Below are 25,948 nucleotides of genomic sequence, written 5' to 3'. Positions count from 1 at the left end.
CGGTCAGCCTGTAAGTTGGGTGAAGTCAAATGCTTACTCATGGGTGACTTGCGTTGAAAAAGATTCTGACGGCAGGCCTGGTGCTTGCAACCATGTCCGGCGCCGCTCTGGCCGCTGATCTGCCGAGTCGGGTTGCTCCGCCGGTGTACATGCCGCCGCCGGTTCCGGTGTTCACCTGGACGGGTGGATATTTCGGTATCAACGCGGGCTACGCGTTCGACAGCACCACGCGAATCAACACCTTCAACGGCACTGGCAGTGCAACCGGCGTCGGCACGAGCCGCATCGCGCGTTACACGTCTTCAGCTGACGGGTTCACGGGCGGTGGTCAGGTCGGATACAACTTCCAGATCCCTGGCTTCGGTGGGTTCGGCGGCCCTGGCAGCGGGATCGTGTTCGGTGTTGAAGCCGATGCGGCCTACACGGATCTCAACCGTGGCAACACGTTCAGCTACGGCGGCCGCACCACCACGTTCCGCACGGGCCTCGACTACCTCGGCACGGTGCGCGGTCGGGTGGGTTATGCCTTCAACCAGTTCCTGATCTATGGCACGGGCGGCTTCGCTTATGGTGGCACCAATAACCGGGCCACGTTCGTTGGCGCGAACAACCTCGTAAATTACTCGGGTAGCAACAGCGACATGGCCACCGGCTATGCCTACGGCGGCGGTATCGAATATGCGCTGCCCACGTCATCGTTCCTGAACTTCTTCAAGTCGAGCGCAGTGACGATCAAGGCCGAGTACCTGCATTACGACCTCGGTCGTAGCAACGTGACTGTCGCGGCAACCGGTAACAATGGTTCGGCTGGGGCCTACACAGCGCACTTCAAGAACGACGGCGATCTCGCTCGCGTCGGCCTGAACTACAAGTTCGGCTCGTACTGAGCTGCTTCGGTTCAATAAATAGGTTTCCCTCAATCGGGCACGGGACGGCAACGTTCCCGTGCCCGAACCATTTTTGACAGTAATTTGACGCACCTTTGTGCCGCTTGTGTTGCAGCCAGGTCATATCCGAATGGTCTGGAGCCAGATAGAAGCCAGGCAAGCAGGGTGCTGAAAACAGGTGGTTTTCTTGAAAAAATTCTTCGTTGCGAGCGCGCTTCTCGCGTCAATCTCCGGGACCGCTTTCGCGGCTGACCTGCCGAGCCGAGTAGCCCCGCCGGTCTATGCCCCGCCGGTGCCCATGTTCACCTGGACCGGCGCTTATTTCGGCATCAACGCGGGCTACGCGTTCGATCACGAAGGCAAGTTCACGAACTTCGGGAACACGGCCGTCAACACGGGTGTGATCAGCGGAAACCGGCCAGGCAGCGTGTCGCGCAGCAGCGACGGCTTCACCGGCGGTGGTCAAGTCGGTTATAACTTCCAGGTTCCCGGATTTGGTGGCTTTGGTGGTCCTGGCAGCGGGATCGTGTTCGGTATGGAAGCCGATGCCGCTTACACCGACCTTTCAAAATCCGGCACCTATGTGGGCAATGCCGGGGGAATCTCGAACTTCCGCTCGGGTCTCGACTTCCTCGGCACCTTCCGTGGTCGCGTCGGTTACGCCTTTGGCCAGTTCCTGGTCTACGGAACGGGTGGTTTCGCCTACGGTGGCGTCAAGGACAACGTCACCTTCGCCAATGCGGCCGGTGTGACGAATTACTCCGGCGTGCACAACAAGATCGAGACTGGCTACACCTACGGTGGCGGTGTCGAATATGCCCTGCCGACCAGCTCGTTCTTGAACTTCTTCAAGTCGAGCGCCGTCACGATCAAAGCCGAATATCTGCACTACGATCTCGGCCGCACCAACGTTCTTCTCGCAGCTGCTCCGGGCAGCAGAGGAAGTTACACCTCGCGCGTCTCCAACGACGGCGACCTCGCACGCATCGGCCTGAACTACAAGTTCGGCTCCTACTGAGATCGACTTCGGGGCGCTCAGCTCCGAACGGGGTTCGAATCAGACTACAAGACTCCGGCGGGCCCTGGCCTGCCGGATTTTTTGTGACCAAAGCAGTAATCCCATCCCATGGCCAATCCCGTCCTCGTCGAAGTCACCCGGAACGGGATCGTGGAAAGCCGTCATCGCGGCACCTTCGCGGTGATCGATGCGAGTGGCACTGTCGTTGCGTCGGTGGGCGATATCGACCGCCCCGTCTATCCCCGCTCAGCCGTCAAAGTCTTGCAGGCGCTGCCGCTCGTCGAGAACGGTTGGGCTGATCGATTCGGACTGACCGACGCCGAATTGGCGTTGGTCTGCGCCTCGCATTCCGGCGAGCCGATCCATACCGAAGCGGCCGTAGCGATTCTCGCAAAAGCCGGTCTGACCGGCGCGGCCCTCGAATGCGGGGTGCATTGGCCGAGTTCCAAGCGGGCCAGCAAGACACTCATTCGGCAGGGCGCCGAGCCCTCCGCGCTGCATAACAATTGCTCGGGCAAGCACGCTGGCTTTCTTTGTCTCGCCTGCGGGCTTGGGGCTGAGCCACAAGGCTATGTCGGACCCGACCACCCGGTTCAACGCGCCGTCAAGTCGGCGCTTGCCGAGGTCTATGAAACCGACCTGACGCATGGCGCCGGGACGGACGGCTGCTCTATTCCGACCTACGCGGTCCCGTTGCGGCACCTTGCGCGAGCCTTCGCCCGGTTGGGCACGGGTGAGGGATTCGGCCCTTCGCGCCAAGCCGCCGCTGCCCGGCTGCGGCGGTCCGTGGCGGCTCATCCCGTCATGGTCGCGGGACCAGGACGGCTCGACACGCAATTGGGCGAGCATTTCCGCGAGCGGGTCTTCACGAAAACCGGGGCGGAAGGTGTGTTTTGCGCGAGCCTGCCCGAGCGTGGCTGGGGGCTTGCCCTCAAATGCGACGATGGCGCGACGCGGGCATCGGAGGCGATCCTGCTGCAGCTTCTCGCCGCCACGATGCCTTGGTCGCCGGATGACCACGCGGCTTTTTCGACGCAACTCGATCCCGTGCTTCGCAACTGGAACGGCATCGAAGTCGGTCGCATCCGCCATTCTGAAAACCTGACCGCCGCGTTCGTGGGCGTGGCTTGAAAGCCGCATCGACGGCTTTCGTCGCGGGATGACAGGGCCCAAGGTTGTCAGGTCCCACTAACACCATCTTTGTCCACGCAGGTGCCGGGGGGCATAGGCGAGGGGATTGGTTTGGGCCAGCTAGCATTCGGGGTATGGAGAGGCATCCTGGTCGTGACGGTGTCGCTCAGCCTTTCGGCTTGCGTGTCCACCGGCGTGACGGCTGTCGCGGACGGCGTCTCCAGCGTCGGGAATTTCGTGACGGGCGCTCCTGAGGGCTCGCCCCATCCGATCCAGATCTTCGTGGCCTCGACCCGAAAAGGTCCGCAAAACAGCTCCGATGAAGCCAATCCGGACGGGGTCGCCAAGTTCTCCCTCGCGACGATCAGCGTTCCGCCCGGACACGAAACCGGCCTTGTCGAACGGCCGAGCTTCGGTTCGGCGAACCGCATGCGTGACTTCGTGGCGACGAGCCGTCGTGGCCTCGACGACGACCAGTTTCCGCAGGAGGTTGCCTCGCATGTGTCCGGGCGCATCGGCTCGAATCGCGATATCCTGCTCTTCGTTCATGGCTTCAACAATGGTTTCGACGAGGCGCGATATCGTCTCGCCCAAATTGTCTTCGATGGCCGCTTCGGTGGCGTACCAGTCTTGTTCACTTGGGCCTCCCGCAACTCGCTCTTCGCCTATGGCTCGGATCGTGAGACGGCGGCGGCCTCGCGCGACGCCCTTGAACGGCTCATGCTGACGCTGGCCAATGTCCCCGGGGTTGGCAAGGTGCATATCCTGGCCCATTCGATGGGCGCCTGGCTCGCCATGGAGGCCCTGCGCGACAATGCGGTGGCGGGCCATCCCGATCTCGACGGACATCTCGGCGAAGTCATGCTGGCTTCGCCCGACATCGATCTCGGGGTCTTTCGCCAGCAACTCGCCCGGCTCGGCGAACAGGCGCACGTCTCAGTCTTCGCCGCCCACAACGATCGCGCACTCTCATTGTCAAGTGCGCTTGCCAATGACCGGCAGCGCGTCGGCGCGCTCGATCCGACCAAGCCCGAGGACAAGGCGGCGATCGAGCAACTCGGCGTGAAAGTCTATGATACGAGCGCCGAAAGCGTCGGGTTCATCGGCCATGCCAATTACGCGAACGCGCCCGACATCGTGCAAAGCATCGGTGCCCAGCTTGGCGCCTCCCGCAAGGAAGATCGCGACACCGTGGCGGTCATCGGCGCGGACGGACGGACGGCCGCGGTCCCGACTCCCGACGCGACGAATTCGAGTGCCGCGCCGATTGCCGTCGTCGCGACTCCCTTGCCGACCGAACCAGCCGTGGCGCACTGAGGCGAGGAAGATCAGTCCTGACGGTCGTCCAGGACGACTTGGCTTCGCCGCGTCACATCAACTGATGCATGCCCGGGATCGCGCCTGCGATCTCCCCAACCGTGTCTTCGCCGGCCTTCTCGCGCGCGTAACCCAGCACTTCGCGGCCGATGGTCTGCATTTCGCCCATGCTCAGGCCGAGCCCACTCAGCTGGCCCGCAAGTCCCATGAGGCCGCCACCATGGCCCCCCGTCAAGCCGTTGAGCACACTGCCCTCGTCCTCCTCGACCGCGGCGCCCGACATGGCGGCGCGGGCTCCCGGAATGACGTCGATCACCGTATTGACCTGGTCCTCCGGCCCTTCCTTCAACAGGAAATTCAGGATTAGCCCGATGGCCTTCTGGGCCGCTTCGGGTTCGATGCCGGCCGATGTGCTCACGCGTTCCACGAGCTCGTCCATGATCCCCTCCAAGTGATGGTCCCAAGTGATGGTCGTTGCAGAACCTCGGGCGGCGCCGGGCGCGTCGCAAGGGCCATGGCAATAAAACTCTGAACGTCCTATATCGGATTTCGGCCGAACCGACGAGGAGCGCCGATGATCGCCGATGCGAGCCAGCCACCCGGCACCATTTTGGTCGGCAAGAGCGATCACTACGAGCATCTCCTGCTCGGGTTCGGCAACCGGCATGGACTGATCGCTGGCGCGACCGGGACGGGCAAGACCGTCACCCTGCAGAAATTGGCCGAGGGGTTCTCGAACGCCGGCGTGCCGGTGTTTCTCTCCGACGTGAAAGGGGATCTGGCCGGCCTCGCCATGGCGGGGGACAGCAAGGCGGCCTTCACCAAACGGGCCGATGCGATCGGCGTCCCCTATGCGCCCGACCGTTTTCCCGTCGTCTTCTGGGACGTGTTCGGGCAGGCCGGACACCCATTGCGGGCCACTATCGCCGAAATGGGTCCGCTGCTCGTGGGCCGGATGCTGGGGCTGAACGAGACCCAACAGGGCGTTCTCACCATCGCGTTCCGGGTGGCCGACGAGCAGAAGCTGCTGCTGCTCGATCTCAAGGATTTGCGCGCGATCCTGCAGTTCGTGGCCGACCACGCATCTGAATTGACCACCCGCTACGGCAATGTGGCGAGCGCGAGCGTCGGCACGATCCAGCGCCAACTCCTCGTGCTGGAATCGCAAGGTGCCGCGAATTTCCTGGGCGAGCCGGCGCTCGACATCACGGATTTCATGGCGACCGACCGCGACGGACGCGGCATGGTCAACATTCTGGCGGCCGACGCGCTGATGCGAAAGCCGCTGCTATACGCGACCTTCCTGCTGTGGCTTCTGTCCGAACTGTTCGAGACCCTGCCGGAGGTGGGCGACCCCGAGAAGCCGAAGCTTGTGTTCTTCTTCGACGAAGCTCACCTGCTGTTCGACAACGCGCCGCCCAATCTCTTGCAGGCGATCGAGCAAGTGGTGCGGCTCATCCGCTCGAAGGGCGTGGGAATCTACTTCATCACGCAGAATCCTCTCGACGTTCCCGACCAGGTTTTGGGGCAGCTCAGCAACCGGGCACAACATGCGCTTCGGGCTTTTACGCCGCGCGACCAGAAGGCCGTAAAATCGGCGGCCGACACGTTCCGGCGCAACCCCGCCTTCGATGCGGCCGAGGTCATCACGCAGCTTGGCGTCGGCGAGGCCCTCGTGTCGATGTTGCAGGACGATGGTACGCCGGAGCCGGTCGCCAGGACGCTGATCGCGCCGCCCTCCTCGCGCGTCGGACCGATCACGCCCGACGAGCGCCAGGCCGTGATCACGGCCGGCCCGCTCTACGGCAAATACGATACGGCGATCGACCGCGAATCGGCTTTCGAGATCCTCAACAGCCGGACCATCGGCACGGCGACGCCGCCCCCGTCGCAGCCTGGGAGTTCCCCTTGGGGGAACACAGGAAGCAACCCCTGGGGGCAAACCGCTTCGGCACCCGCCGGTCAGGGGTCCAGCCAAGGCCAGAGCGGCGGGTTTCTCAACGGGCTTGGGGCGGCACTCGGCCGAGCTTGGAACAGCGGCGCGACGAGCCGTGGGCGGATGTCGACCGGCCAGCTCATCGTGCGCTCGGCCGTGCAATCCGCGGCGCGCTCCGTCGGCACCCAGGTGGCACGCGAGATCATGCGCGGCGTGCTCGGCGGGCTGCAGCGGTAAGAGACATTCCTATCGAATTTTTATCGGTTCTTTTCCGGGCGGGATACGCCACGGGAGATTAACGCCGTCTCGCTACATTGATCGGACGTAGTGAACTCGCGAAGCCACAATGACGACGTTCTCGACCTCCTGGACCAACGCCGCCGCTGCCGGTAGCAGCGCCGACATGATCCTGCAAAGTCTGCAGACGGCCTGCAACAGCTGGGCACCCTTCATCCAGAGTTCCGCGAATATTACCGTGTCGATCACAATCGGCGATGTGGGGAATGCGATCGCGACTGGCGGGTCGACTTTCTATCGAAATGCCGCCGGACTCTACGATCCCGTTGCCGTCGACAAGATCGAAACCGGCAATGATCCGAATGGATTGTCGCCGGATATCAATGTAACGCTCAGCCCCACATACGTGAACCAATTGTTCTACGATCCGGGGTTGAACGGACACGTGCCATCATCCCAGCTCGACGCGGTCAGCGTCTTCGAGCACGAGATTGGGCATGGACTCGGCATCCTCGACGTTGCGACATCGAGCTATGGTCAGTTCGTCACCAATGTTGGCGGACAGCCCTATTTTTCGGGCACCAATGCGCAAGCCGCCTATGGTGGTCCCGTACCTCTCGACTCCAGTGTTTCGCACGTCGAAGTGAACAACGATCTGATGTATCCTTCGATCCCGCCGGGCACGCGTCGGACGATCGGCGATATCGACCTCGGCATCCTGCAGGATGTCGGGATGCCGATCGCGACGGATCGGAGCGATCACATCACCCTTGGTAGCGCCGACAACAGCTTCGCGGGCGAAGGCGGCGACGACACGATCGTGGCTGGCATCGGCCCCAACACTCTCTCCGGCGGTCAGGGCAACGACAGCCTCGTCGCAGGCGACGGCAACAATCTCCTATTCGGCAACGAGGGTAATGACACGATTCAGTCAGGCAACGGCGATAGTACCCTGGTGGGCGGCCGGGACTCGACCGATGGCGCCGATCGTATCCTAGCGGGTTCCGGTCGGGACCTGATTTTCGGCAATGGCGGCGACGACACCGTGATGGCCGGAGGGGGCGCCGACAGCGTGATTGGCGGTTTCGGCAACGACCAATTGCTCGGAAACCAAGGGAACGATCTCATCCTGGGCAACCAGGGACAGGACATTATCTACGGCGGCCAGGGAAACGACACGATCTTCGGCGGTCAAGGCAATGACATCCTCTTCGGCAATGAGGGCGATGACCTGCTGTTCGGCAATGAGGGGTCCAACACCTTTGTGTTCGCTCGGGGTGATACCGACTTCCAGAGCGGCGTCGGCACGGGAGATACCATCGCCGACTTCAAGACTGGTTCGGATCGGGTTGTCATGACACAGGGGCCCGCAGCGACGGCACAGAATTTCGGCACGACATCGGTCTTGTCAGCCGATTTTGCCGGCATTCAGGCGGCAGCGCAAACGCTGGTCAATGGGGGGGATGCCTATGCTTTCGTGACCGACGGCACCAATGGCTACCTGTTTGCGGATGAAAATAGCGATAAGGCGATCGATGACGCTATCCGCTTCAATGGCGCTTCGTCCCCGTCGTTCCTGTCGGCGGGGGACATCGCGGTCGGGGCGGTTGGCTAGCATTCTCCGCGGCCGGTCCCATCGGTATTGAACTCGCGATCGGGTCTCCCAGTTTTGCATGGGAGCTGACCAGGAGGGGCGCGCATCATTCATGCCGGCTTCGATACCTGTCGTGCAGCATCCGAAGCTGGAGCTTTCGATGGATATGCGCCCTCTTGGACGTTCGGGTTTGACGATCGCGCCGCTGGTCTTCGGTGGCAATGTGTTCGGCTGGACAGCGGATGAGCCGACGAGCTTCGCCCTGCTCGATGCTTTCGTGGATGCGGGGTTCAACGCGATCGACACGGCGGACGTGTATTCCGCCTGGGCGCCGGGCAATTCAGGTGGCGAATCGGAGAGCGTGATCGGCCGCTGGTTGAAGGCCAATCCGGCCAAGCGCGAGAAGGTTCTGATCCTCACCAAGGTCGGATCCGAGATGGGGCCTGGCAAAAAGGGTCTCTCGTCGCGCTGGATCGCCACCGCGGTCGAGGACTCGTTGCGGCGGCTGCAGACAGATGTGATCGACCTCTATCAATCGCACTGGCCCGACACCGACACCCCCTACGAGGAGACACTTGGGGCCTACGCCAAACTGATCCAGGCCGGCAAGGTGCGAGCCATTGGCACCTCGAACCTGAATGCGGATCAACTCGGCCAATCGCTGACGGTTGCGAAGCAGAAGGGTCTGCCCCGCTACGAGACGCTGCAGCCCGAGTACAACCTCTATGATCGCGCGAGCTACGACGGGCCGCTGCGAGACCTCGCCATGCGCGAAGGTCTCGGCGTCATCACCTATTTCAGTCTCGCCTCAGGATTTCTTTCGGGCAAGTATCGCTCGAAGGCGGATCTCGGGCAGAGCCAGCGCGGCGACCGCGTGGCCAAATATCTCGACGACCGGGGACTTCGAATCCTCGCGGCGCTCGACCAAGTGGCGTCCGGGATCAGCGCCAAGCCCGCCGAGGTGGCGCTGGCATGGCTGATGGCCCGTGAGGGCGTGACGGCGCCGATCGCGAGCGCCACCAGCCGCGCGCAGCTCGACAGCCTCGTCAAGGCCGCACACCTGAAGCTCTCGCCCGAGGCCATCAAGGTCCTCGATCAGGCGAGCGCCTGATCGATCGCCTCGTCCGCGAGGGAAAGCAGGGCGACGTCGTGGCCGGTCGAAGCGAGGAACCGACGCAGGTCGCTCGGGGCGATCGACGTCGTCTTCGTATTGACCAGCGGATGACAATTCACGAGGGGTGCCTCGATCAGGGCCTCGTCGAGGTAGACCTTCACGAGGCCCGCTTCGTCGTTGAGAGCCGCGAAAGGCGACACCGACCCCGGACGGACGCCGAGGTGCTCGAACAAGGCTTCGGGAGACGCGAAGGAAAGTCCGCCCCTGGCGCCGATCAGGCTCCGCAAGCGCTTCAGGTCGATGGTTCTGTCCTGCTCGACCGTGACCAGGAAATAGGTCTTCTTATTGTCGCGCAGGAACAGGTTCTTGGTATGGGCGCCCGCTGTACGCTCCTGCAATTCGCGCGACTCCTCGACGGTGAAGACGGGCGCATGGTCGGTGGTCTGCGTCACAATTCCGAGCTGATCCAGATGGGCGAAGAGGTCTTCGGGACTGTGCGGCACGGACGGAACCTCGGGGTTAGGTGAGAAGACTGGCCAAGCCTATCGGCTTCGCGGATGATCGCCTCTTGAGAAAACCAACTGCTGTCGCGGGTCAAGTTACGCCGTGTCGCTTGGAGGATGCGTTGAGTCTCATGGGGAAATCGCGCAAGGACGCCGTCATCCGTCCGGTCGGCTTCGGTCCGGTCACGGCAGGTCGTTCTCAGCAAAACCACTACGCGATCATCGATATCGGCTCGAATTCAGTGCGCCTTGTCGTCTACGACCAATTGGGTCGGGCGCCGCTGCCGCGCTTCAACGAAAAGTCGCTGTGTCGCCTCGGGGAAGGGCTTGCGCAAACCGGCGCGATCGCGCCCGAGAATTTTGGGCGCACCGTCGAAGCGCTCCGCCGCTTCCGCGCCATCGCCGACGCCATGGGGGTGTCGCGCACCGATGTGATCGCGACCGAGGCGATCCGGCGCGCCACCAACGGGCCTGAGCTCGTTCGGCTGATCGAGGCCGAAACCGGCTTGAAGATCCGTGTCCTCAGCGGAGCCGAGGAGGCACGTTTCGCGGCGCTCGGGGTTGTCTCGGGTTTCTTCAGGCCCGTCGGTCTTGTGGGCGATATGGGGGGCGGCAGCCTCGAAGTCGCCGAAGCGCTCGACGATACGGTGGGGGACCGCTGGGTCAGCCTCCCGCTCGGCGCTCTGCCGGTCGAGGCGCTGCTCGCCGAGGGCTTGGGCGCAGCCAAGTCACGTATCGACGCGATGCTGAAGACGGAACTGCCACCGTCCTTGACGAAGCCCACCTTCTATCCGGTCGGCGGCGGCTGGCGCGCCCTGGCGCGCGTACACATGATGAGTGTGGGCGCGCCAATTCATGTCGTGCACGGCTATACGGTGGCGCCGGACGAGCTGCGCGACTTCGCGCGGCAACTCTATCGGATGTCGCCGGACCAACTGGCCGCACTGCCCGGCATGCCGACGCGGCGTGTCAGGACCGTGCCGGCCGCAGCTTTGCTGCTCGATCGGGTCCTCAAACGCCTGGATCCCGACATCGTCACGTTTTCCGCACTCGGACTGCGGGAAGGCTGGCTCTATTCGCAATTGAGCGAACGGGAACGGTCTCTGGACCCGTTGATCGAAGGTGCTCAGTTGATCGGACTGCCGCTCGCCCGCGTGCCGGGCTTCGCGGCTGAGCTCGTGCGCTGGACTGCCGGGCTCTTTCCAGACGAAACGCTGGGCGACACGCGGCTGCGCGTGGCGGTCTGCGCGCTGTCCGATCATGCGTGGCGCGATCACCCGGACGTGCGGGCGGAGGAAAGTTTTCGGCGCCTGCTGCATTTTCCCTTCATCGGCATCGACCATGCCGAGCGGGTGTTCCTTGCGAGCGCCATCCATGCCCGCTATGGCGGCCGGGCCGACGCCCCCTATCTCCGCCCCGCGAACAGGCTTCTGTCGAAAGCCGGCCGGAAGCGTACACAAGTGCTCGGCCGCGCCCTCACGCTGGCCTACAGGCTGTCGGCCGGCATGCCGAAAGTCCTTGCCGGCTCGAGGTTGCGGATCGATGCCGATTGCGTGCATCTCCAAGTCGGGGATGCCGCCCGTGTGCCTGACAGCGAGGCCGTGATGGACCGGATGAAGCTGCTCGCCAACGCGATCGGCATCAAGCGGTTCACAATCGAAACGCTGGCTGAACAGGACTGACGGATTGGCCCGTAGGCCGCGGCTCCTACGGGTTTTTTTGATCCTGCTTGTTCAAGAGCTGCCCGATCAGATCTCGGTGGACCGGCGTCGGTGCCGTTTTGTGAGGAGGCGCCGCATGCGCCTGCGGGGCCGCTGGGCGCGTGACAGGCTTCGAGGCCGCGCGGGTTGGTGATGCCGGCGCGGGCGCGCCAGCTTTCGGTGCCGGGGCAGGGGTTTCGTCAACGGCCGGGGCCGGCGTCGGGTCTTCGAGAACCTGACGCGAGACAGGAACCGGTGCCGGGGTCGGCGCGATCGCCCGCGCGGGCTCGCCGCCGAGCGTTTCGGTGACGCCCTGGCCGAAGAGCGGCGACGGATGATGCCCCTTCTGAAACACCAGAGCGTTGGCGACGATGCCTGTCATGATGGCCGCGAAGGCCGCGCCCGCCACGATCACCCCCGGGCGGGCGAAAACCCGACCTAGGACGGAGGGTTTGGCGACCTTGCGCGCCGCAGCCGAAGGCTTGCCCTTGCGGGTGGAAGCCGGAGTGGATCCCGGGATCGTTCGGCTGGACCGTCCCGCCATGGCAAGCGCCTCACGCAATCTTTTGGACCTTCTGGGGTTCGAGGCCGGGGGCGGCTGAGGCCGACCGCGGATAACGGGTGATGACTTCGATCTTGGCCGACGGCGGACGCTGCGGCTGCGCACGGCGGCCATCGATCGGAAGTCGCACGGCGATGCGCGTTCCCTCGCCGGGGGCGCTTTCGACCGTGATCGAGCCCCCGTGGAGGCCGACAAGGCCCTTCACGACAGACAGGCCGAGTCCGGTGCCCTCATAGGGCCGATCGTAGTCACCGCGGACCTGGAAGAACGGGTCGCCGAGCTTCGCGAGATCGCGCGGGACCATGCCGATCCCCGTATCGACGACCGACACCAGAACGGCATTGCCGTCCGGCCGTGCCGACACTGCGACGCGACCGCCCGCCGGGGTGAACTTCAAGGCATTCGACAGGAGGTTCAGAATGATCTGCTTGCAGGCCCGCTTGTCGCCGATCACCGGCTCGAGACCGTTCTCCGCATCGTGACGCAGCAGAATGCCGTTCTGTTCGGCTTTCAGGCCGACCATGTCGCAGCAGGCATGGATCAATTCGGCGATGTCGAAGGGCTCGCAGCAAAGTTCGAACTTGCCTGCATCGAGTTTCGACAGATCGAGCAGGCTGTTGACCACGGCCAGCAGATGCTGCCCGGATGTGCCGATGATTTCCGCATATTCGCGGCGCTTCTCCGGGTCCTGCGGGCTCAGCGTCGGGCTCGCGAGCATCTCGGCGAAACCGATGATGGCATTCAGCGGCGTGCGGAGTTCGTGGCTGACGGTCGCGATGAAGCGATCCTTCGAGGCATTCGCCTGTTCGGCATCGCGCTTGGCGCGTTCGATCTCGGCCTCGTGCTGAACCCGAACCGTTATGTCGCGCACGGCGGCCACGACCGCGGTGTCGCCCGGTCCGGATGGCAGCGGATTGCCATCCTCAAAAGGCCGTGTGCGAACCTCGACCCAAGCGAAAACCGGCTCTGCATAATCGCCGTTCGGTGCTGTGAGGGCCTGTATGCGGAAGCGAAGATTAATCGTGATGTTGTCGGAGCCGTTCGCGGCTTGGCTCACGGCCTGCAGGAATGCCGGCCTGTCCCCGACATGCACTCGGTCGAAGAAACCCCGGCCCATCAGGTCTCGCGACGGGATACCAAAACTGCGCTCCGATGCCCCACCGGCTGCCAGGACGAAGCCGGCGCGATCGAAGCGTAACACGAGGTCGCCGATCGCCTCCGACAACACCCGGTAGCGCTGCGCATCGAGCCGCGCGAGATCGTCGCGCGTGCGCTGGATCGCGCGCCCGCAGAGAACCAGGGAGGCGATGTGGATGGCCGCAAAGACGATCAGGACGGCGTCGCCGCGGCCGAACGCCGGTGCGGCCGAGCCAACCAGGCCGGCGTGACAGAGGAGCACCGTCAATGCCGAAAAGGCCGCCGCGACCGCGCAGGTGGCAACCCACGGCGCGGCCATAAGCAGCGCTTCGATCGGGACGGCAACGAGCACGACGCAGGCCGCGCCCAAGCCGCAGGCGTGACCCAGGGCGGCCGTTACCGCGAGCCCGATCCACGATGCGGCGCTCAGTGCCTCGCCGCTGGCAAGCCTGCCCGTATTCGACACCTGCGCCGCAGCCACGAGCGGCAGCACCATCCAGGCCAGCAGGATTGCATCCAGCCATTTCGGAACGCCACCGGTGGCGAGAAACACCGGGACGAGCGCCAGGGCCAGGCAGGAGAGTGAGATGCGCGTTGCGATGAATAGGCGGTGACGTGCCGCCTCGATCGACGACCCCAGGGCCGAGGGATGCACAAGCCTGCCGATATGATCCTTGAGGCCCGCTAGGACGATCACGCAACGCTCCGGTGACAAGGCACGATCGACCCGGCGCTTGACGAACCGACTGTCGCAGGCGGCACTTAAGGCAACCCTAAGCCTTTGCCGAAAAGACGGGGAGGTCGGTCACGATCTCTCGATCCATGGTCGCCCGACGTCCGGTCCCCTATCGAAATGGTTGCTGGCGGGCTGACGTCCCGGACTGGATTTTCGGCCTTTTGAAGGGCCGGCGGCCGACCGATCGACCCCAAGCCATTGGCCTGTCCGGTCGGTGCCCGACGGGTCAGGCCTTTGCGTTTCCGCGTCGCGCCCCTACATCACGCAGGAGTATTGCCTCTCGCCCATCATCTCGGACCATTATGCCCACCATCGACCGCATCATCGACGACTTCGACATGTTGGACGATTGGGAGGAGCGCTACCGCTACATCATCGAGCTCGGCCGCGACCTCGAACCCTTGGCGCCCGAACTTCACAGCGAGACAAATCGGGTGAAGGGGTGTGCCAGCCAGGTCTGGCTCGACACACGTCGGGTACCAGGCGGCGTTGACCGACTACATTTCGTGGGCGACAGCGATGCCCATATCGTCAAAGGCCTGATCGCCATCACGCTGGCGCTCTTCTCGGATCGGCGCCCGGACGAGATCCTCGCGACGGATGCGGGCGAGACTTACAAAAGGCTTGGCCTGAGCGAACATCTCACGCCGCAGCGTTCGAACGGGGTCCGTGCCATGGTCGAGCGGATCAAGGCCGACGCCCGCGCGGCACTCGCGGCCGAGCCCGCCCGCTGAGCAGCGGGACTGCACATCTTGGAGGAACTTTCCGTGTTAGAGGGCGCCAAACCATCCAGGGTCGAGAAAAGCGACGTTGAATGGCGGGAGAAGCTGACATCGGAGCAATATCGGATCACGCGTCGGCACGGTACTGAACGCGCGTTCACGGGCCCGTTCCTCCACGAGAAGCGCGCTGGAACCTATGCTTGCGTGTGCTGCGGGGCACCGTTGTTTCGGTCGGACGCCAAATACGATTCTCGATCAGGCTGGCCGAGTTTTACCCGGCCCGTTGCCGAGCGGGCCATCGACGAACACAGCGACCGCTTCCTCTTCATAAGGCGCACCGAGGTGCGCTGCGCCGCGTGCGACGCCCATCTGGGCCACGTCTTTCCGGATGGTCCGGCGCCAACAGGGCTCCGTTACTGCATCAACGGCGCCGCCCTCATGCTCGATCCCGACAAGGCTTGATTCCACAATGCTGAACAAGGTGACGCCCGAGGCTTCATTCCCTCCAACAGCCCCCGTCGTGGCACCGCGCGAGAGCGTCCAGGTGGCCCACGGGGTCGAATTGATCGATCCCTATGCGTGGCTGCGGGCGGACAATTGGCAGCAGGTCCTGAAGGATCCAAGCGTTCTTCCGGCCGACATTCGTGCCGTGCTCGATGCCGAAAATGCCTATGCCGATGCAATACTGGGCGACACGGTGGCGCTGCGTGGTGATCTGCAGCGCGAAATGCGCGGGCGCATCAAGGAAGACGATGCCGAGGTGCCGACACCGGACGGCCCCTTCGAATATTACACGCGGCACCGGCACGAGGGGCAGCACGAGATCGTGTGCCGAAAGCCGCGCGGCGGCGGGGATGAGCAAGTCCTTCTCGACGGCGACGCGCTGGCCGAGGGCAAGCCGTTCTTCCATCTGGGAGCTGCCGAATATTCGCCATGCCATAACCGCTTGATCTGGAGCGCCGACGAACGCGGCTCCGAGCTCTATGCACTGACGATCCGCGACCTCGGCACGGGCCAGGACTTGCCTGACCTCATTCTGCAAACGGATGGCGAAGCGGTGTGGAGCGCCGATTCGACCGGTTTCTTCTACGTGGCGGTCGACGACAATCACCGACCCTGCAGCGTCAGGTACCATGCGATCGGCACCAATGCGGCAACCGATCGCCTCGTGTATGAAGAGACGGATCCCGGCTGGTTCGTCTCAATCAGCGGAACACGATCGAAGCGGTTCGGGGTGATCGTCATCCACGACCATGATTCCTCCGAGGCGTGGCTCCTGGATCTGGCGGCCCCTGAGGCGTCGCCGCGTCTCGTCGCGGCCCGGCAGCCGGGGGTCCGGTACGAGTTGGATCATCGCGGGGATGAGCTGTTCATTCTGACCAATGCGGATGATGCGGAAGACTTCAAGATCGTCGTGACGCCGGTCACCGCGGCCGGCCGAGCGGAGTGGCGCGACCTTGTGCCCCACCGCCGTGGTCGCATGATCATCGCGATCGAGGCATTCCGCGACTATCTCGTCCGCCTGGAGCGACAGGATGGTTTGCCCCGGATCGTGATCCGCCATCTGGAGAGCGGGCAGGAACACGACATCGCCTTCGACGAGGAAGCCTATAGCCTCTCGCTCCGGCATGTCGCCGAATTCGACAGCACGGTGATCCGCTTCGCCTATTCGTCGATGACGACGCCCGACGAGATCTTCGACTACGACCTCGCGACCGATCGGCGGGTGTTGCGCAAGCGACGCGAGATCCCGTCGGGGTTCGACTCGGGCAGCTACGTCACACGCCGGGTCTTCGCGACGGCACCCGATGGAGAGCAGGTGCCGGTCTCCCTGCTGCGCGCCAAGACCACGCCGGAGGATGGCAGCGCGCCGCTGCTGCTTTATGCCTACGGTGCCTACGGCCATGCGACGCCGGCCTCGTTCGGCGCCAACCGATTTTCCCTGGTCGACCGCGGTTTCGTGTTCGCCATCGCACATGTGCGCGGTGGCACCGACAAAGGGTGGGCCTGGTATGCCGACGGCAAGCTCACCAAGAAGACCAACACGTTCACGGACTATATCGCGGCGGCCGAATATCTGATCGACACGCGGGTGACAGGGCAAGGCCGCATCGTGGGGCAGGGCGGCAGCGCGGGCGGGATGCTGATCGGAGCCGTGGCCAATCGCGCGCCCCATCTCTTCGCCGGCCTCATCGCCGACGTGCCCTTCGTCGATGTCTTGAACACGATGCTCGATGCCGATCTGCCGCTCACTCCGCCTGAATGGCTCGAATGGGGCAACCCGATCACCGACGCGGCCGTGTTCGAAGCCATGCGGGGCTACTCCCCCTATGACACCGTGTCGGCCCAGACCTATCCGCCAATCCTAGCGCTCGGCGGTCTCACCGACCCGCGCGTCACCTATTGGGAGCCTGCCAAATGGGTCGCCCGGTTGCGCGCCACGATGACGGGCGGTGGCCCGATCCTGTTGAAGACCAACATGGAGGCCGGACACGGAGGCGCCTCTGGCCGGTTCGACCGGCTCGAGGAGGTTGCGCTCGAATATGCCTTCGCGCTGGCCTGCACGGGATGCGTTGAATGGCGGGCGCGCCGTTAGCGAATGGCGATCCGGCAGAGGCATGCCGAGTGCGAAAGCCGTGATCGCTTCTCAGGATAAGACATTATCCTGAGAAGCGATGAACGCCTTCAATTCTTCCATCGAGGCGAACCGGTGGGACTGGCCACCCTCGGTTTCCACCTCGATCGTACCGTCCGAATACATGACGTAGGAAGCCACACCGGCCTGGTAGCGGCCGATGACCGTCACACCTGCCTCGGCCTCGGCCGGCTCTGCGTGATCGTCGGACGGGTCGGACATCCTTTCCCTGCCGTCGTGAGCCGGTTCTGCCGCAAGAGTTGGTTCGGTACGAAGACCTGCGGTCTGCGCGGAAAGACCCGTCGCATCCGCCCGCGTTGGCTGCGGAAGACCAGATGGCCTTTCATCCGGAACGGCTTTGGGCAGCCTCCCCTTGAACAAAGATCGCTCCAGCCAGCCCAATTGGCTTGGCTCGCTCGCGGCCGCGTTGTCGGCCTCCGACATACGGCCGATCTCCACGGCGGGCGCGATTGGGGCCGGCAAGGCTGGCGCGGGCTCCGGGCTCGGCATTGGCGTCTCAACTGAGATCAACCTGTCGGGGAACCCGCCGCGTTCGAGGGCTCCGGCATCCGAAGGCGTCTCAACCGGGCGCTTCACGCGCTTCCACAGGCCCTGACCGGTCGCACTGTCGCTGGGCGCGGGATGCGAAGCCTCGGCGAGATCGGCAGTTTCTTGTGGGTCCTGGCTTGCGGCGGCGACGACACCAGCAGGTGTCGCAGGGATGTCTGGCGCAGGCGCAGCCGCCGGTTCTTCGGTGGCCGGGACCTGCGTGGCTGCAGGCGGAACCGACAACGCGTCTCGGATCGATTCAAGCCGCATGAGGATGCCCGCGAGGGCGAACACGACGCCGCCGCTCGACAGCGCCACGGTTCCGGCGATCACCTCTGTCCATCCACGCTCGATCTGAATGATCGGCGCTCCAGAGATGATCGAAACGGCACCCGCGAGCACAAGCAGGCAACTCACACCAAACACCAGCCAAGTCATCGGCCCATATCCATCACCTGCCTCAGTTCGCCGCCGCCCAACCGCCGTTCGGCTCTCCTCGTGTGAGCACGATGCCAAGGGGTTACGGGATTCTTGCGGCCTGGGTCGCAACTCAGTTCTTTGTGATCCGCAGATAAGCCGAAAAGCGGGGTGGTGTAAAACCTGAGGGTTCGCTTGCAACGGCCGGCTGCTTGGTCGAGATTGCCGCCGTTGAAGATCGTCCTAGATTCAAAGCGACGATGCGTCCCGCTCGCCCATCGAGCAACCGCCAACTTCAGGAGTGCACCATGCCGTTCACGCTGCCGGAATTGCCCTACGCCTACGATGCGCTGGGTCCCTATATGTCCAAGGAAACGCTCGAGTTCCACCACGACAAGCATCACCAGGCCTATGTGACCAACGGCAACAACCTGCTGAAGGGCACGGAGTTCGAGGACAAGCCGCTCGAAGAGGTGGTGAAGGGCTCCTTCGGAAAGAATGCCGGCCTCTTCAATAATGCGGGCCAGCACTACAACCACATCCACTTCTGGAAGTGGATGAAGCCCAACGGCGGCGGTAAGCCCTCGGGAACTATCGAGAAGGCCTTGACCGACTCGTTCGGCTCCTTCGACAAGTTCAAGGAGGACTTCATCGCGGCCGGCACCACGCAGTTCGGCTCGGGCTGGGCGTGGCTCGCGGTCAAGAACGGCAAGATCGAAGTGTCGAAGACGCCGAATGGTGAGAACCCGCTCGTGCATGGCGCGACCCCGATCCTCGGTGTCGACGTGTGGGAGCATTCCTACTACATCGACTATCGCAACCGCCGGCCCGACTACCTGAAGGCCTTCGTCGAAAATCTGGTCAACTGGGACTACGTCGAGGAACTCTACACCCACGCGGCGAAGTAAAGCTGCCGGTCGCCGGCGTCTCTTGCGCTTGACCGGCCCGGGCTGAGCAACCACAAGAGGGCGCGCCGGCGCCCCGACCTGATTCCCCGGCGCGGGGGTTTCGCGCCGGGCCGATGTACAAGCATTTTCTCTCCGTCGGCGGCCTGACGCTTCTGTCCCGCGCGACCGGCTTCATCCGGGATGTCGTCCTCGGCGCGATCCTTGGTGCCGGAGGGCTCGCGGATGCGTTCTTCGTCGCATTCCGCCTCCCCAACCATTTCCGGACGATCTTTGGCGAGGGCGCCTTCAATTCGGCTTACGTGCCGTCGTACGCGCGGGTGCTCGAAACCGAAGGGCCCGAGAAGGCCAAGGTCTTTTCCAGCCAGATCTTTTCGATCCTGCTGGTCTCTCAAATCATCCTGCTGGCGCTCGCTCTCGCATTCACGCCGACGTTGGTGCGGTTGTTGGCGCATGGCTTCGAGGCCGATCCGCAGAAATTCGACACTGCGGTGTTCCTCACGCGAATCACCTTCCCGTATCTTTTGTGCGTGACGCTCGTCACACTGCATAGCGGAACCCTCAATGCCAACCGGCTGTTCGCGGCGGCGGCGTTCAACCCTGTGATTCTCAACCTCGTCATGATCGCCTTCCTGGGGATCGCCTTCGTGTTTCCCAATGCGGCTGTGGCCTCGGCGGTCGGCGTGACAGTGTCCGGCGTCCTCCAACTCGGTTCGATGATGCTGACGGCACGTCGGCATCGGCTGCTGGAAAGCCCGGTGCGTCCCCGCTGGACCCCGGAGGTGCGTCAGTTCTTCGGCGCGCTCGGTCCGGCCGTCATAGGCTCTGCCGGCGTGCAGATCGCGATCTTTGCCGATACGATCATCTCCTCCATGCTCCCGACCGGCGGCCTGTCATCGATCTACTATGCCGACCGCATCTACCAACTGCCGATCGGTGTGATCGGCATCGCGGCCGGAACCGTGCTGCTGCCGGAAATGACCCGGCTCTTCGCCCAAGGCAGGCCGGACGCGGCGATCGCCGCCCAGAACCGCACGATGGCGATGACCTTGGCGCTTTCGGCTCCGTTCTTCTTGGCATTCATCCTGATCCCAGAGCCGATCATGCGCGGCGTCTTCATGCGGGGTCATTTTACGGCCGAGGCCGCGCGTGCCTCAGGCGCCGTTCTGGCCGCCTACGGCTTCGGCATCCTGGCCGTTGTGCTGATCCGCTCGGCGGTAGCAAGTTTTCAGTCACGCGGCGATACCAGGACGCCGATGGCCGCCTCCCTGATCGCGGTCGGCTGCAATCTTGGCCTCAAGCTCCTGCTCTTCAAACCGCTCGGCGCCGTCGGCCTCGCGACCGCCACGGCCGCCGGGGCGTGGATCAATTTGCTCATCCTGGTCGGACTGGCCCTGCGCCAAGGCACGATGCGGTTCGACGACACTTTGGTAAAGGTTGCCGTGGCGGTGGATATCGCCGCCGTGGCCCTTGCCGTGACGGCGATCGTGGCCGAACCCCGCCTGGCCGATCTGACGCTCGGACGCCATTTCGGCAACGAGATCCACGCGGCAGCCATCACGGCGCTGGGAGGCTTCGTCTACCTTGCTGTTCTCCTGGTGGCTCTGCGCATTTTCGCGGTGGGGTTGATGCCGCTCCGACGGCCCGCGCCGGGGTATCCTAAGCGTGCAGGTTGAGCCGAGCCGCCCCTTCGGGATCGCACGGCTCAGCTGGCTTTGCGGATGTCGCGTCCAGGTTCGGTGGTCTCCCGCCGTTCCGGACGTGCCTCGGGACGCGTCATCGGCCGTCCGAGGTCGGCCGCCGCAGTGGTGGTGCGGGACGGTCGGCGGACCGGGAGGGCCTCGCCGGTCATGCTGGCCATGAGACGGCGTGCGATCCCAGGAGATAGGGTTTCGACGAGGCCGACCAGAGACTTCACGGTCGCATAGACATGGCCGATCGTCGGCGGTCCGAGGATGAACACCCGTGCGGCGAGTTCCGGCGAAGCCCCAAGGGCCGCGAGCGCGACCGCCATGGGCTCACCGGTGGTATCGTCGATGATCTGTTCGGCCAACGGAGCCGGGAGGTTCAACGCCTGGCAGAGGATCAGGTCGAGCCCGTCCATCCCGGGCAGCAAGACGACGCGTGAAATCTGCGCGAGCGCCGCCTCCGCCCCGGCAACGGGCTCAGAACGCGGAAGTCCGAGATCGTGACGCCGCATCGCCATCAGGATATCGGCGCGCTGCTTCCGGTCGGCGGCGAGGAAGAGCGCGCCGAGCTCTGCCGGATCGCCGTGACGCTTCAGAAGCTTGCGGGCTAGCGCCTTGTTGTCGCGACCGCGTCGGACGAGATAGCGATAGAGACCAGGATCGATGGTCAGGGCGGAATTATCCACGAGAGCGGCCACGATCTCGGGCTCCGGGCGCTCCGCAAGGGCCCGGATGGTGGCGCCATCGAGGTCACTGCGGCTGGCCACTGCCAGCGCCATTTCGGGTGCCCCCAAGGCCCCGGCCGCCTGCAAGGTCTGCGCGTCGAGCACCGCGCAGGACAAGATCTTGGCCGCGATCGCGCCACGGTCGGCCATCAAATGGCGCAGCAGTGCAGGTGGGGTCTGAGCGTGGTTGGCGAGCTTCTCGGCCACGATCAGCCGGGCCGTGTCGTCGGCCTCCTGGAGAAGTCGCGAGACGATTTCTTCGAATTGCCTGACCGCCTCCGGCCCATGGGTTGGCTTGCTGACGAAGAGATCGACCAGCACCCGCAACAAGACCGGCCGAATGTTGACGTCAGGAGTCCGGCCAAGATTGACCAAGCGGTCGAGTGTGGCAGGGAGATCGTCGGTGAGCATGCATGGCCTCGGTTGCGACGCCACGCCGTCCCGCCGGGATCGCGCGGGGCCAAGACGCCCGTGCTCTATCGGCAACACTGTTCATCGACGTCATCTGGTAGGAGCCGCCAGAGCCGGAAGCCGCCACCAAACCCGAGTTTCACGCCATTAGATTGATACAACTTTAACCTTCGGCCGCCCTAATCAAATTGAGGCCGGAGTTCAGGGCCGATCGCGTAAGGACCTCGTAGCGAGACACCGAGATGGGCATCATTGTCACTTTTCCGCCGCCGCGCCGGAGGCGGTCGGCCCCGGTTCAGACCACGGACAATGCCACGATCCTGCTCTTCATGGGCGTGCGATACGTGCGGGAGTTGGAGACAGTGGATCTTCAACAGTCAGGCCCCGAGCCCGAGCAAACTGACTGCGAAGCGCTTCCGCCGCTGGAAATCGCCTGACGTCCGCAATAAAGGCTGACTACGGCGTCGCGGTGGAACCGGCGCCACATCCGATATGGGCAAGCCGCTCGTCGGCTTCGGCGCGGCCTATGCCATCGCCAAGCGGCGTCGACATCAGGACGAATCCTTCCGGGTCGGGCGACACGACCGCAACCGCATGATTGGCCGTTGCCGTGGCAGAGTCGGATGGATCGCCGCGCGCCTCGGATTTGTCGCTGACCACGAGATCAAGGCGGGTGGCATCAGCGGCATGAACGGTCAGGCCGTAGAAGGCGAGACCGTTTCGGCTGTGGAAGCCGATCGTGACAAACCCGGTGTCGAAGGGCGAGATCGCGACCTGGAACGGCGACTGCCGGAGGTCGAAGCGGCACACGGCGGTCGCCATCGCGGGGTCGCCAAACGGCAGGGACGCTGGACCTGAGCCACTATTGGACAAGGCGACCTGCTTATCCAGCGGGACTGTCGCTTGTATCCGCGCGAAGGCGTTGTCCCGGCTGTGAGAGGGGAGCTCCAACAGCGTCACCACATGTGAAATGCCGGTCACGGCTGCCGTCAGTAGCACCAGCTGGACCAGGATCGCGGGGGAGAGAGCCGGCGTCACGGGCATGACAGTGGTTCGACTGTCGGAAAGGCCATGTCGTGCGAGATCGGGAGCCCGGCTCCGGACATTGGGGTCTCATAGAGGCGCAGCACGAGCAGGAAGGGACCGGAGCCAGCGATCGGCGACCAATTGCCTGACTGGACGCGCGGCGCGATCTGGATCGCGAACTTCCCGGTGCTGTCCCGCAAGATGTCTTCGGACGTGAAGCTTTGCCGGCGCGCGGGCGTCTCGAACGGCACTCCGTGCGTATCGGCGGCTTCGAGCGTCCAGAAGAGGGCAGGCGGGACCGGGCCGGTTACGCGATAGGCGCAGTTCCGCTTGAGAAGCCGTCCGGCGCTATCGCGTCGCGCGACTGCCGTGAGGCCTTGCGCGGCAGCCAGCGGAACTTGCCCGGTCCTTGCAAAATAAGCTCGCAGGTAGGGATTGATGGCGGGCGTGCCGGCATCGACGAGCAATCGCCACGGACCTTGCCCAACGGAGCCGATTGCTTCCGTCCTGGTGCTGAGACGTGTCAAGCCGGCGCCGACGATCATGCCAGTGCCAATCGCGGCCAGCACCGCGAGCACCAGCATCAACCGCCGCTTCCAGGCTCCGGCGACGACGATCCGGGCTGGCGGCTGGGAAGGACGGCGCACCCTGGCCACCGGCATGCGATGCAGCATGAGGCGACTTTATCGCTCCGCGCTGATCATTGCACGCTGAAGCGGCCGCCAACCGACCGAACCGACGGAACCGGAGCCTCATCGGCGACGCGGTCTGGGGCTCCGAGGCGGGCCTGGCTCTTGCCGCGCTGGCCGGCCAACTGGCCGATGCTGTCAATCACCGCAAAGGAGCGGAGGGACAGGACGGCTGGCCGGGCCGGCGACAAGACCTGCACGATGCCGTTCGAGGTCGTGACTGCGGCGACCTTGTCAGCGCTCGCACCGGTCTCGATGCCATAGCCGGGCCTCGCGTCGATGCCCTGATGCGCGAAAGCCATGATGTCATGCCAGGTCCGGGCAGGCAGCGTTCCGCCGGTCATTTCATTCATCGAACTGTCGTCATCGTTGCCGAACCACACGGCGCCGACGTAGTTGCCTGTGAACCCGCAGAACCACGCATCCTTGTAATTGTTGGTTGTGCCAGTCTTGCCGGCGACCTGGACGTTGTCGAGTCTGGCATGGGTGCCGGTACCCTCGTTGATCACATGGGTCAGCATGTTGTTCATGGTGGCGACGTCGGCGGCCGGCACCACTTGCACAGGCTGTGGTCCGTCGAGGTCGTGGCGGTAAATCACCTGGCCCTTGCCATTGCGTATATCGACGGCAGCAAAGGGGGACACGCGTTTGCCGCCATTGGCAAAGGCCGAATAGGCCGTCGCCATGTCGATCACCGTCACCTCGTCGGCGCCGACCGGCAACGAGACCGTGTCGGGCAGGGGGGTGGTCAGCCCCATGGCATGGGCCGTCTCGATGATGCGGGCGCGACCAAGCCGTGGATTGCCGTTGCCGATGGCGATCGACAGTTTCACCGCGATCGTGTTCAGCGAATGGGCAAGCGCGGTCTGTAGAGGAAGTGCGCCGCGATAATTGCCCCCGTAATTGTGGACGCACCAATTGCCGATGCAGACGGGTCCGTCGACCACGGTGGTGGACGGCTTGAACTTGCCGCTCATGATCGCGGTCAGATACACGAAGGGCTTGAACGAGGAGCCGGGCTGGCGCTGCGCGTCGGTGGCGCGGTTGAACTGGCTCGACCCATAGTCCCGTCCCCCGACGATCGCCCGCACGGCCCCGTCCGGCTGCATGATGACGGCGGCGCTCTGTTTGGCGTGATAGGCGGGTCCGTTCTGCCGCAGCTGATCCTCGATCGTCGATTCCGCCTTTTTCTGCAATTCCGTATCGAGGGCGGTCTGCACGATGAGAACACGATTGTCCCCAAGCTTGCCGATTTGGACGAGCTTGCGGACTTCGTCATAGGCATAGTCGAGATACCAGTCGGGCGAGACATCGCGGCTGCGGTCGACCGGCGACGCTGGATTGAGGCGGGCGCCGTAGACCTGCGCTTCGCTGAGATAGCCGGCATCGACAAGATTACTCAGCACATCGTTCGCCCGGGCGCGGGCAGCCGGCAGGTTGACGTGCGGGGCATATTTTGTCGGCGCCTTGAACAGGCCCGCCAGCATGGCGGCTTCGGCCAGGCTCACGTCGCGCGCCGATTTGCCGAAGTAGAACTGCGACGCCGCCTGGATGCCGAATGTCCCGCCGCCCATGTAGACGCGGTCGAGGTAGAGCTGCAGGATCTCGCGCTTGGTGAGATGGGTCTCGAGCCAGAGCGCCAGAAAGGCCTCGTTGACCTTGCGCTCGACGGTGCGCTCATTCGAGAGAAACAGGTTCTTGGCGAGCTGCTGCGTGATCGACGAGCCGCCCTGCCTCACGCCAGAGGCGCGCGCGTTCACGGTCAGGGCTCGCATCGTGCCGATCACGTCGATGCCGAAGTGGCTGTAGAAGCGACGGTCCTCGGTGGCCAGCACCGCCTCCGGAAGATAGGAGGGCATCTGATCGAGCGACACACTGTCATCGTGCAGAATGCCGCGCCGGCCGATCTCCTTGCCGGTGTGATCCAGGAACGTCACCGCGAGATCGGACTTCTTGAGCCAATCGTCGGACATGTTCTGATAAACCGGGAAAGCAAGGGCCAGCAGCACGACCGCCCCGACAAGGCCGACATTCAGACCCTCGCAGGCGATATCCACCGCGAACCAGCGCCAGCCGCGTACCGTGACGTGATCGGACCAAGCCTGGCTTCGCGCATAGAAATCCGCGCTGCGCCGGCCGATGTCGTAGATCGACGAATCGATCCAGGCATCCGCGGCGAGAAGGGTACGGGAGACCCGCTTGCCAAAATTCCGTAACCAGACGCTCTGACTCACCCTGCGACGCCTCCCAATCCGCCGCCGCCGACGGATTGCGCTTCACTCGAGACCGCGTTCCCTCCCTTGACGCTC

The 25,948-nt window shown here is 64.1% G+C and carries 23 protein-coding genes; 14 read left to right on the top strand and 9 right to left on the bottom strand.

What is annotated here, in order from left to right; all coding sequences use genetic code 11:
* Positions 1-53 precede the first annotated feature (53 nt).
* The 4 genes from M8523_RS05795 (at position 54) to M8523_RS05780 (ending at position 4,353) form a co-directional block, all read left to right on the top strand.
* Positions 54-887: an outer membrane protein gene (locus tag M8523_RS05795; RefSeq protein WP_282583900.1), complete on the top strand. Its 834-nt coding sequence runs from the start codon at positions 54-56 to the stop codon at positions 885-887.
* A gap of 178 nt (positions 888-1,065) precedes the next feature.
* Entirely contained in the window at positions 1,066-1,905 is an 840-nt protein-coding gene (locus M8523_RS05790; RefSeq protein ID WP_428349905.1) for an outer membrane protein, read from the top strand.
* Between the two features lie 108 nt (positions 1,906-2,013).
* Positions 2,014-3,036 carry an asparaginase gene (locus M8523_RS05785; RefSeq protein ID WP_282583898.1) on the top strand — a complete coding sequence of 341 codons (1,023 nt, stop codon included), beginning with the start codon at positions 2,014-2,016 and terminating at the stop codon, positions 3,034-3,036.
* A 111-nt stretch (positions 3,037-3,147) separates the two neighbouring features.
* Positions 3,148-4,353, top strand: coding sequence for an alpha/beta hydrolase (locus tag M8523_RS05780; protein ID WP_282583897.1), 1,206 nt, complete (start codon positions 3,148-3,150; stop codon positions 4,351-4,353).
* Between the two features lie 52 nt (positions 4,354-4,405).
* Here the strand turns inward: M8523_RS05780 and M8523_RS05775 are convergent, their stop codons facing one another.
* Entirely contained in the window at positions 4,406-4,792 is a 387-nt protein-coding gene (locus tag M8523_RS05775; protein ID WP_282583896.1) for a DUF2267 domain-containing protein, read from the bottom strand.
* A gap of 135 nt (positions 4,793-4,927) precedes the next feature.
* On the opposite strand from M8523_RS05775, the gene M8523_RS05770 reads away from it, so the two are divergent.
* From M8523_RS05770 to M8523_RS05760, 3 genes are all read left to right on the top strand, one after another.
* Entirely contained in the window at positions 4,928-6,526 is a 1,599-nt protein-coding gene (locus M8523_RS05770) for a helicase HerA-like domain-containing protein (protein WP_282583895.1), read from the top strand.
* Positions 6,527-6,635: 109 nt separating this feature from the next.
* The gene (locus M8523_RS05765; protein ID WP_282583894.1) at positions 6,636-8,141 is read left to right on the top strand and encodes a calcium-binding protein; all 1,506 of its coding nucleotides are present in this window, start codon (positions 6,636-6,638) and stop codon (positions 8,139-8,141) included.
* Between the two features lie 139 nt (positions 8,142-8,280).
* Positions 8,281-9,231: an aldo/keto reductase gene (locus M8523_RS05760; protein ID WP_282583893.1), complete on the top strand. Its 951-nt coding sequence runs from the start codon at positions 8,281-8,283 to the stop codon at positions 9,229-9,231.
* On the opposite strand, the gene M8523_RS05755 is transcribed toward M8523_RS05760, so the two are convergent.
* Entirely contained in the window at positions 9,216-9,737 is a 522-nt protein-coding gene (locus M8523_RS05755; RefSeq protein ID WP_282583892.1) for a prolyl-tRNA synthetase associated domain-containing protein, read from the bottom strand. The two genes, M8523_RS05760 and M8523_RS05755, sit on opposite strands and share 16 nt — an antisense overlap.
* A gap of 131 nt (positions 9,738-9,868) precedes the next feature.
* Here M8523_RS05755 and M8523_RS05750 point away from each other — a divergent pair, with 131 nt between their 5' ends.
* Entirely contained in the window at positions 9,869-11,419 is a 1,551-nt protein-coding gene (locus M8523_RS05750) for a Ppx/GppA phosphatase family protein (protein WP_282583891.1), read from the top strand.
* A 25-nt stretch (positions 11,420-11,444) separates the two neighbouring features.
* Here the strand turns inward: M8523_RS05750 and M8523_RS05745 are convergent, their stop codons facing one another.
* The gene (locus tag M8523_RS05745; protein ID WP_282583890.1) at positions 11,445-11,981 is read right to left on the bottom strand and encodes a hypothetical protein; all 537 of its coding nucleotides are present in this window, start codon (positions 11,979-11,981) and stop codon (positions 11,445-11,447) included.
* 10 nt (positions 11,982-11,991) lie between these two features.
* On the bottom strand, positions 11,992-13,833 hold the full coding sequence (locus M8523_RS05740) for a PAS domain-containing sensor histidine kinase (RefSeq protein ID WP_282583889.1): 1,842 nt from the start codon (positions 13,831-13,833) through the stop codon (positions 11,992-11,994).
* A gap of 341 nt (positions 13,834-14,174) precedes the next feature.
* Here M8523_RS05740 and M8523_RS05735 point away from each other — a divergent pair, with 341 nt between their 5' ends.
* The 3 genes from M8523_RS05735 to M8523_RS05725 are packed head-to-tail and all read left to right on the top strand — an operon-like array spanning position 14,175 to position 17,190.
* The gene (locus tag M8523_RS05735) at positions 14,175-14,606 is read left to right on the top strand and encodes a SufE family protein (protein ID WP_282583888.1); all 432 of its coding nucleotides are present in this window, start codon (positions 14,175-14,177) and stop codon (positions 14,604-14,606) included.
* Positions 14,607-14,639: 33 nt separating this feature from the next.
* Positions 14,640-15,056, top strand: coding sequence for a peptide-methionine (R)-S-oxide reductase MsrB (msrB, locus tag M8523_RS05730; RefSeq protein WP_282583887.1), 417 nt, complete (start codon positions 14,640-14,642; stop codon positions 15,054-15,056).
* A gap of 7 nt (positions 15,057-15,063) precedes the next feature.
* Complete coding sequence (locus tag M8523_RS05725) at positions 15,064-17,190, top strand: S9 family peptidase (protein ID WP_282583886.1); 2,127 nt, start codon at positions 15,064-15,066, stop codon at positions 17,188-17,190.
* A gap of 51 nt (positions 17,191-17,241) precedes the next feature.
* Here the strand turns inward: M8523_RS05725 and M8523_RS05720 are convergent, their stop codons facing one another.
* Positions 17,242-18,216 carry a hypothetical protein gene (locus tag M8523_RS05720; protein WP_282583885.1) on the bottom strand — a complete coding sequence of 325 codons (975 nt, stop codon included), beginning with the start codon at positions 18,214-18,216 and terminating at the stop codon, positions 17,242-17,244.
* A gap of 287 nt (positions 18,217-18,503) precedes the next feature.
* Here M8523_RS05720 and M8523_RS05715 point away from each other — a divergent pair, with 287 nt between their 5' ends.
* A complete protein-coding gene (locus tag M8523_RS05715) occupies positions 18,504-19,103 on the top strand; it encodes a superoxide dismutase (RefSeq protein ID WP_282583884.1) in 600 nt (199 codons plus the stop codon).
* Between the two features lie 113 nt (positions 19,104-19,216).
* Complete coding sequence (murJ, locus tag M8523_RS05710) at positions 19,217-20,776, top strand: murein biosynthesis integral membrane protein MurJ (RefSeq protein ID WP_282583883.1); 1,560 nt, start codon at positions 19,217-19,219, stop codon at positions 20,774-20,776.
* Between the two features lie 29 nt (positions 20,777-20,805).
* On the opposite strand, the gene M8523_RS05705 is transcribed toward murJ, so the two are convergent.
* Positions 20,806-21,924 (bottom strand): DUF2336 domain-containing protein, encoded by a 1,119-nt coding sequence (locus M8523_RS05705; RefSeq protein ID WP_282583882.1) that lies wholly within the window; start codon positions 21,922-21,924, stop codon positions 20,806-20,808.
* 242 nt (positions 21,925-22,166) lie between these two features.
* Here M8523_RS05705 and M8523_RS05700 point away from each other — a divergent pair, with 242 nt between their 5' ends.
* Positions 22,167-22,361, top strand: coding sequence for a hypothetical protein (locus M8523_RS05700; RefSeq protein WP_282583881.1), 195 nt, complete (start codon positions 22,167-22,169; stop codon positions 22,359-22,361).
* Positions 22,362-22,380: 19 nt separating this feature from the next.
* On the opposite strand, the gene M8523_RS05695 is transcribed toward M8523_RS05700, so the two are convergent.
* Genes M8523_RS05695 through M8523_RS05685 form a run of 3 tightly spaced genes read right to left on the bottom strand, consistent with a single transcriptional unit; the run spans position 22,381 to position 25,873 of the window.
* The gene (locus M8523_RS05695) at positions 22,381-22,968 is read right to left on the bottom strand and encodes a hypothetical protein (protein ID WP_282583880.1); all 588 of its coding nucleotides are present in this window, start codon (positions 22,966-22,968) and stop codon (positions 22,381-22,383) included.
* Positions 22,959-23,624 carry a DUF1214 domain-containing protein gene (locus M8523_RS05690; protein ID WP_282583879.1) on the bottom strand — a complete coding sequence of 222 codons (666 nt, stop codon included), beginning with the start codon at positions 23,622-23,624 and terminating at the stop codon, positions 22,959-22,961. Before M8523_RS05690 ends, M8523_RS05695 begins: the two co-directional genes overlap by 10 nt.
* Positions 23,625-23,650: 26 nt before the next feature.
* Complete coding sequence (locus tag M8523_RS05685; protein ID WP_282583878.1) at positions 23,651-25,873, bottom strand: transglycosylase domain-containing protein; 2,223 nt, start codon at positions 25,871-25,873, stop codon at positions 23,651-23,653.
* Between the last annotated feature and the right edge of the window lie 75 nt (positions 25,874-25,948).

The sequence above is a fragment of the Lichenifustis flavocetrariae genome (genome assembly GCF_026130545.1).
GTDB classification, from domain to species: domain Bacteria; phylum Pseudomonadota; class Alphaproteobacteria; order Rhizobiales; family Beijerinckiaceae; genus Lichenihabitans; species Lichenihabitans flavocetrariae.
This window is presented reverse-complemented; position numbering and strand designations above follow the sequence as displayed.

Excerpts from the sequence above, each read along its gene's own strand:
- M8523_RS05705 (WP_282583882.1), bottom strand. The coding sequence starts at position 21,924 with ATGCTCACCGACGATCTCCCTGCCACACTCGACCGCTTGGTCAATCTT.
- M8523_RS05735 (WP_282583888.1), top strand. The coding sequence starts at position 14,175 with ATGCCCACCATCGACCGCATCATCGACGACTTCGACATGTTGGACGAT.
- M8523_RS05695 (WP_282583880.1), bottom strand. The coding sequence starts at position 22,968 with ATGCCCGTGACGCCGGCTCTCTCCCCCGCGATCCTGGTCCAGCTGGTG.
- M8523_RS05770 (WP_282583895.1), top strand. The coding sequence starts at position 4,928 with ATGATCGCCGATGCGAGCCAGCCACCCGGCACCATTTTGGTCGGCAAG.
- M8523_RS05690 (WP_282583879.1), bottom strand. The coding sequence starts at position 23,624 with ATGCTGCATCGCATGCCGGTGGCCAGGGTGCGCCGTCCTTCCCAGCCG.
- M8523_RS05750 (WP_282583891.1), top strand. The coding sequence starts at position 9,869 with ATGGGGAAATCGCGCAAGGACGCCGTCATCCGTCCGGTCGGCTTCGGT.
- M8523_RS05760 (WP_282583893.1), top strand. The coding sequence starts at position 8,281 with ATGGATATGCGCCCTCTTGGACGTTCGGGTTTGACGATCGCGCCGCTG.
- M8523_RS05785 (WP_282583898.1), top strand. The coding sequence starts at position 2,014 with ATGGCCAATCCCGTCCTCGTCGAAGTCACCCGGAACGGGATCGTGGAA.
- M8523_RS05765 (WP_282583894.1), top strand. The coding sequence starts at position 6,636 with ATGACGACGTTCTCGACCTCCTGGACCAACGCCGCCGCTGCCGGTAGC.
- M8523_RS05715 (WP_282583884.1), top strand. The coding sequence starts at position 18,504 with ATGCCGTTCACGCTGCCGGAATTGCCCTACGCCTACGATGCGCTGGGT.
- M8523_RS05700 (WP_282583881.1), top strand. The coding sequence starts at position 22,167 with ATGGGCATCATTGTCACTTTTCCGCCGCCGCGCCGGAGGCGGTCGGCC.
- M8523_RS05720 (WP_282583885.1), bottom strand. The coding sequence starts at position 18,216 with ATGACTTGGCTGGTGTTTGGTGTGAGTTGCCTGCTTGTGCTCGCGGGT.
- murJ (WP_282583883.1), top strand. The coding sequence starts at position 19,217 with ATGTACAAGCATTTTCTCTCCGTCGGCGGCCTGACGCTTCTGTCCCGC.
- M8523_RS05775 (WP_282583896.1), bottom strand. The coding sequence starts at position 4,792 with ATGGACGAGCTCGTGGAACGCGTGAGCACATCGGCCGGCATCGAACCC.
- M8523_RS05745 (WP_282583890.1), bottom strand. The coding sequence starts at position 11,981 with ATGGCGGGACGGTCCAGCCGAACGATCCCGGGATCCACTCCGGCTTCC.
- M8523_RS05725 (WP_282583886.1), top strand. The coding sequence starts at position 15,064 with ATGCTGAACAAGGTGACGCCCGAGGCTTCATTCCCTCCAACAGCCCCC.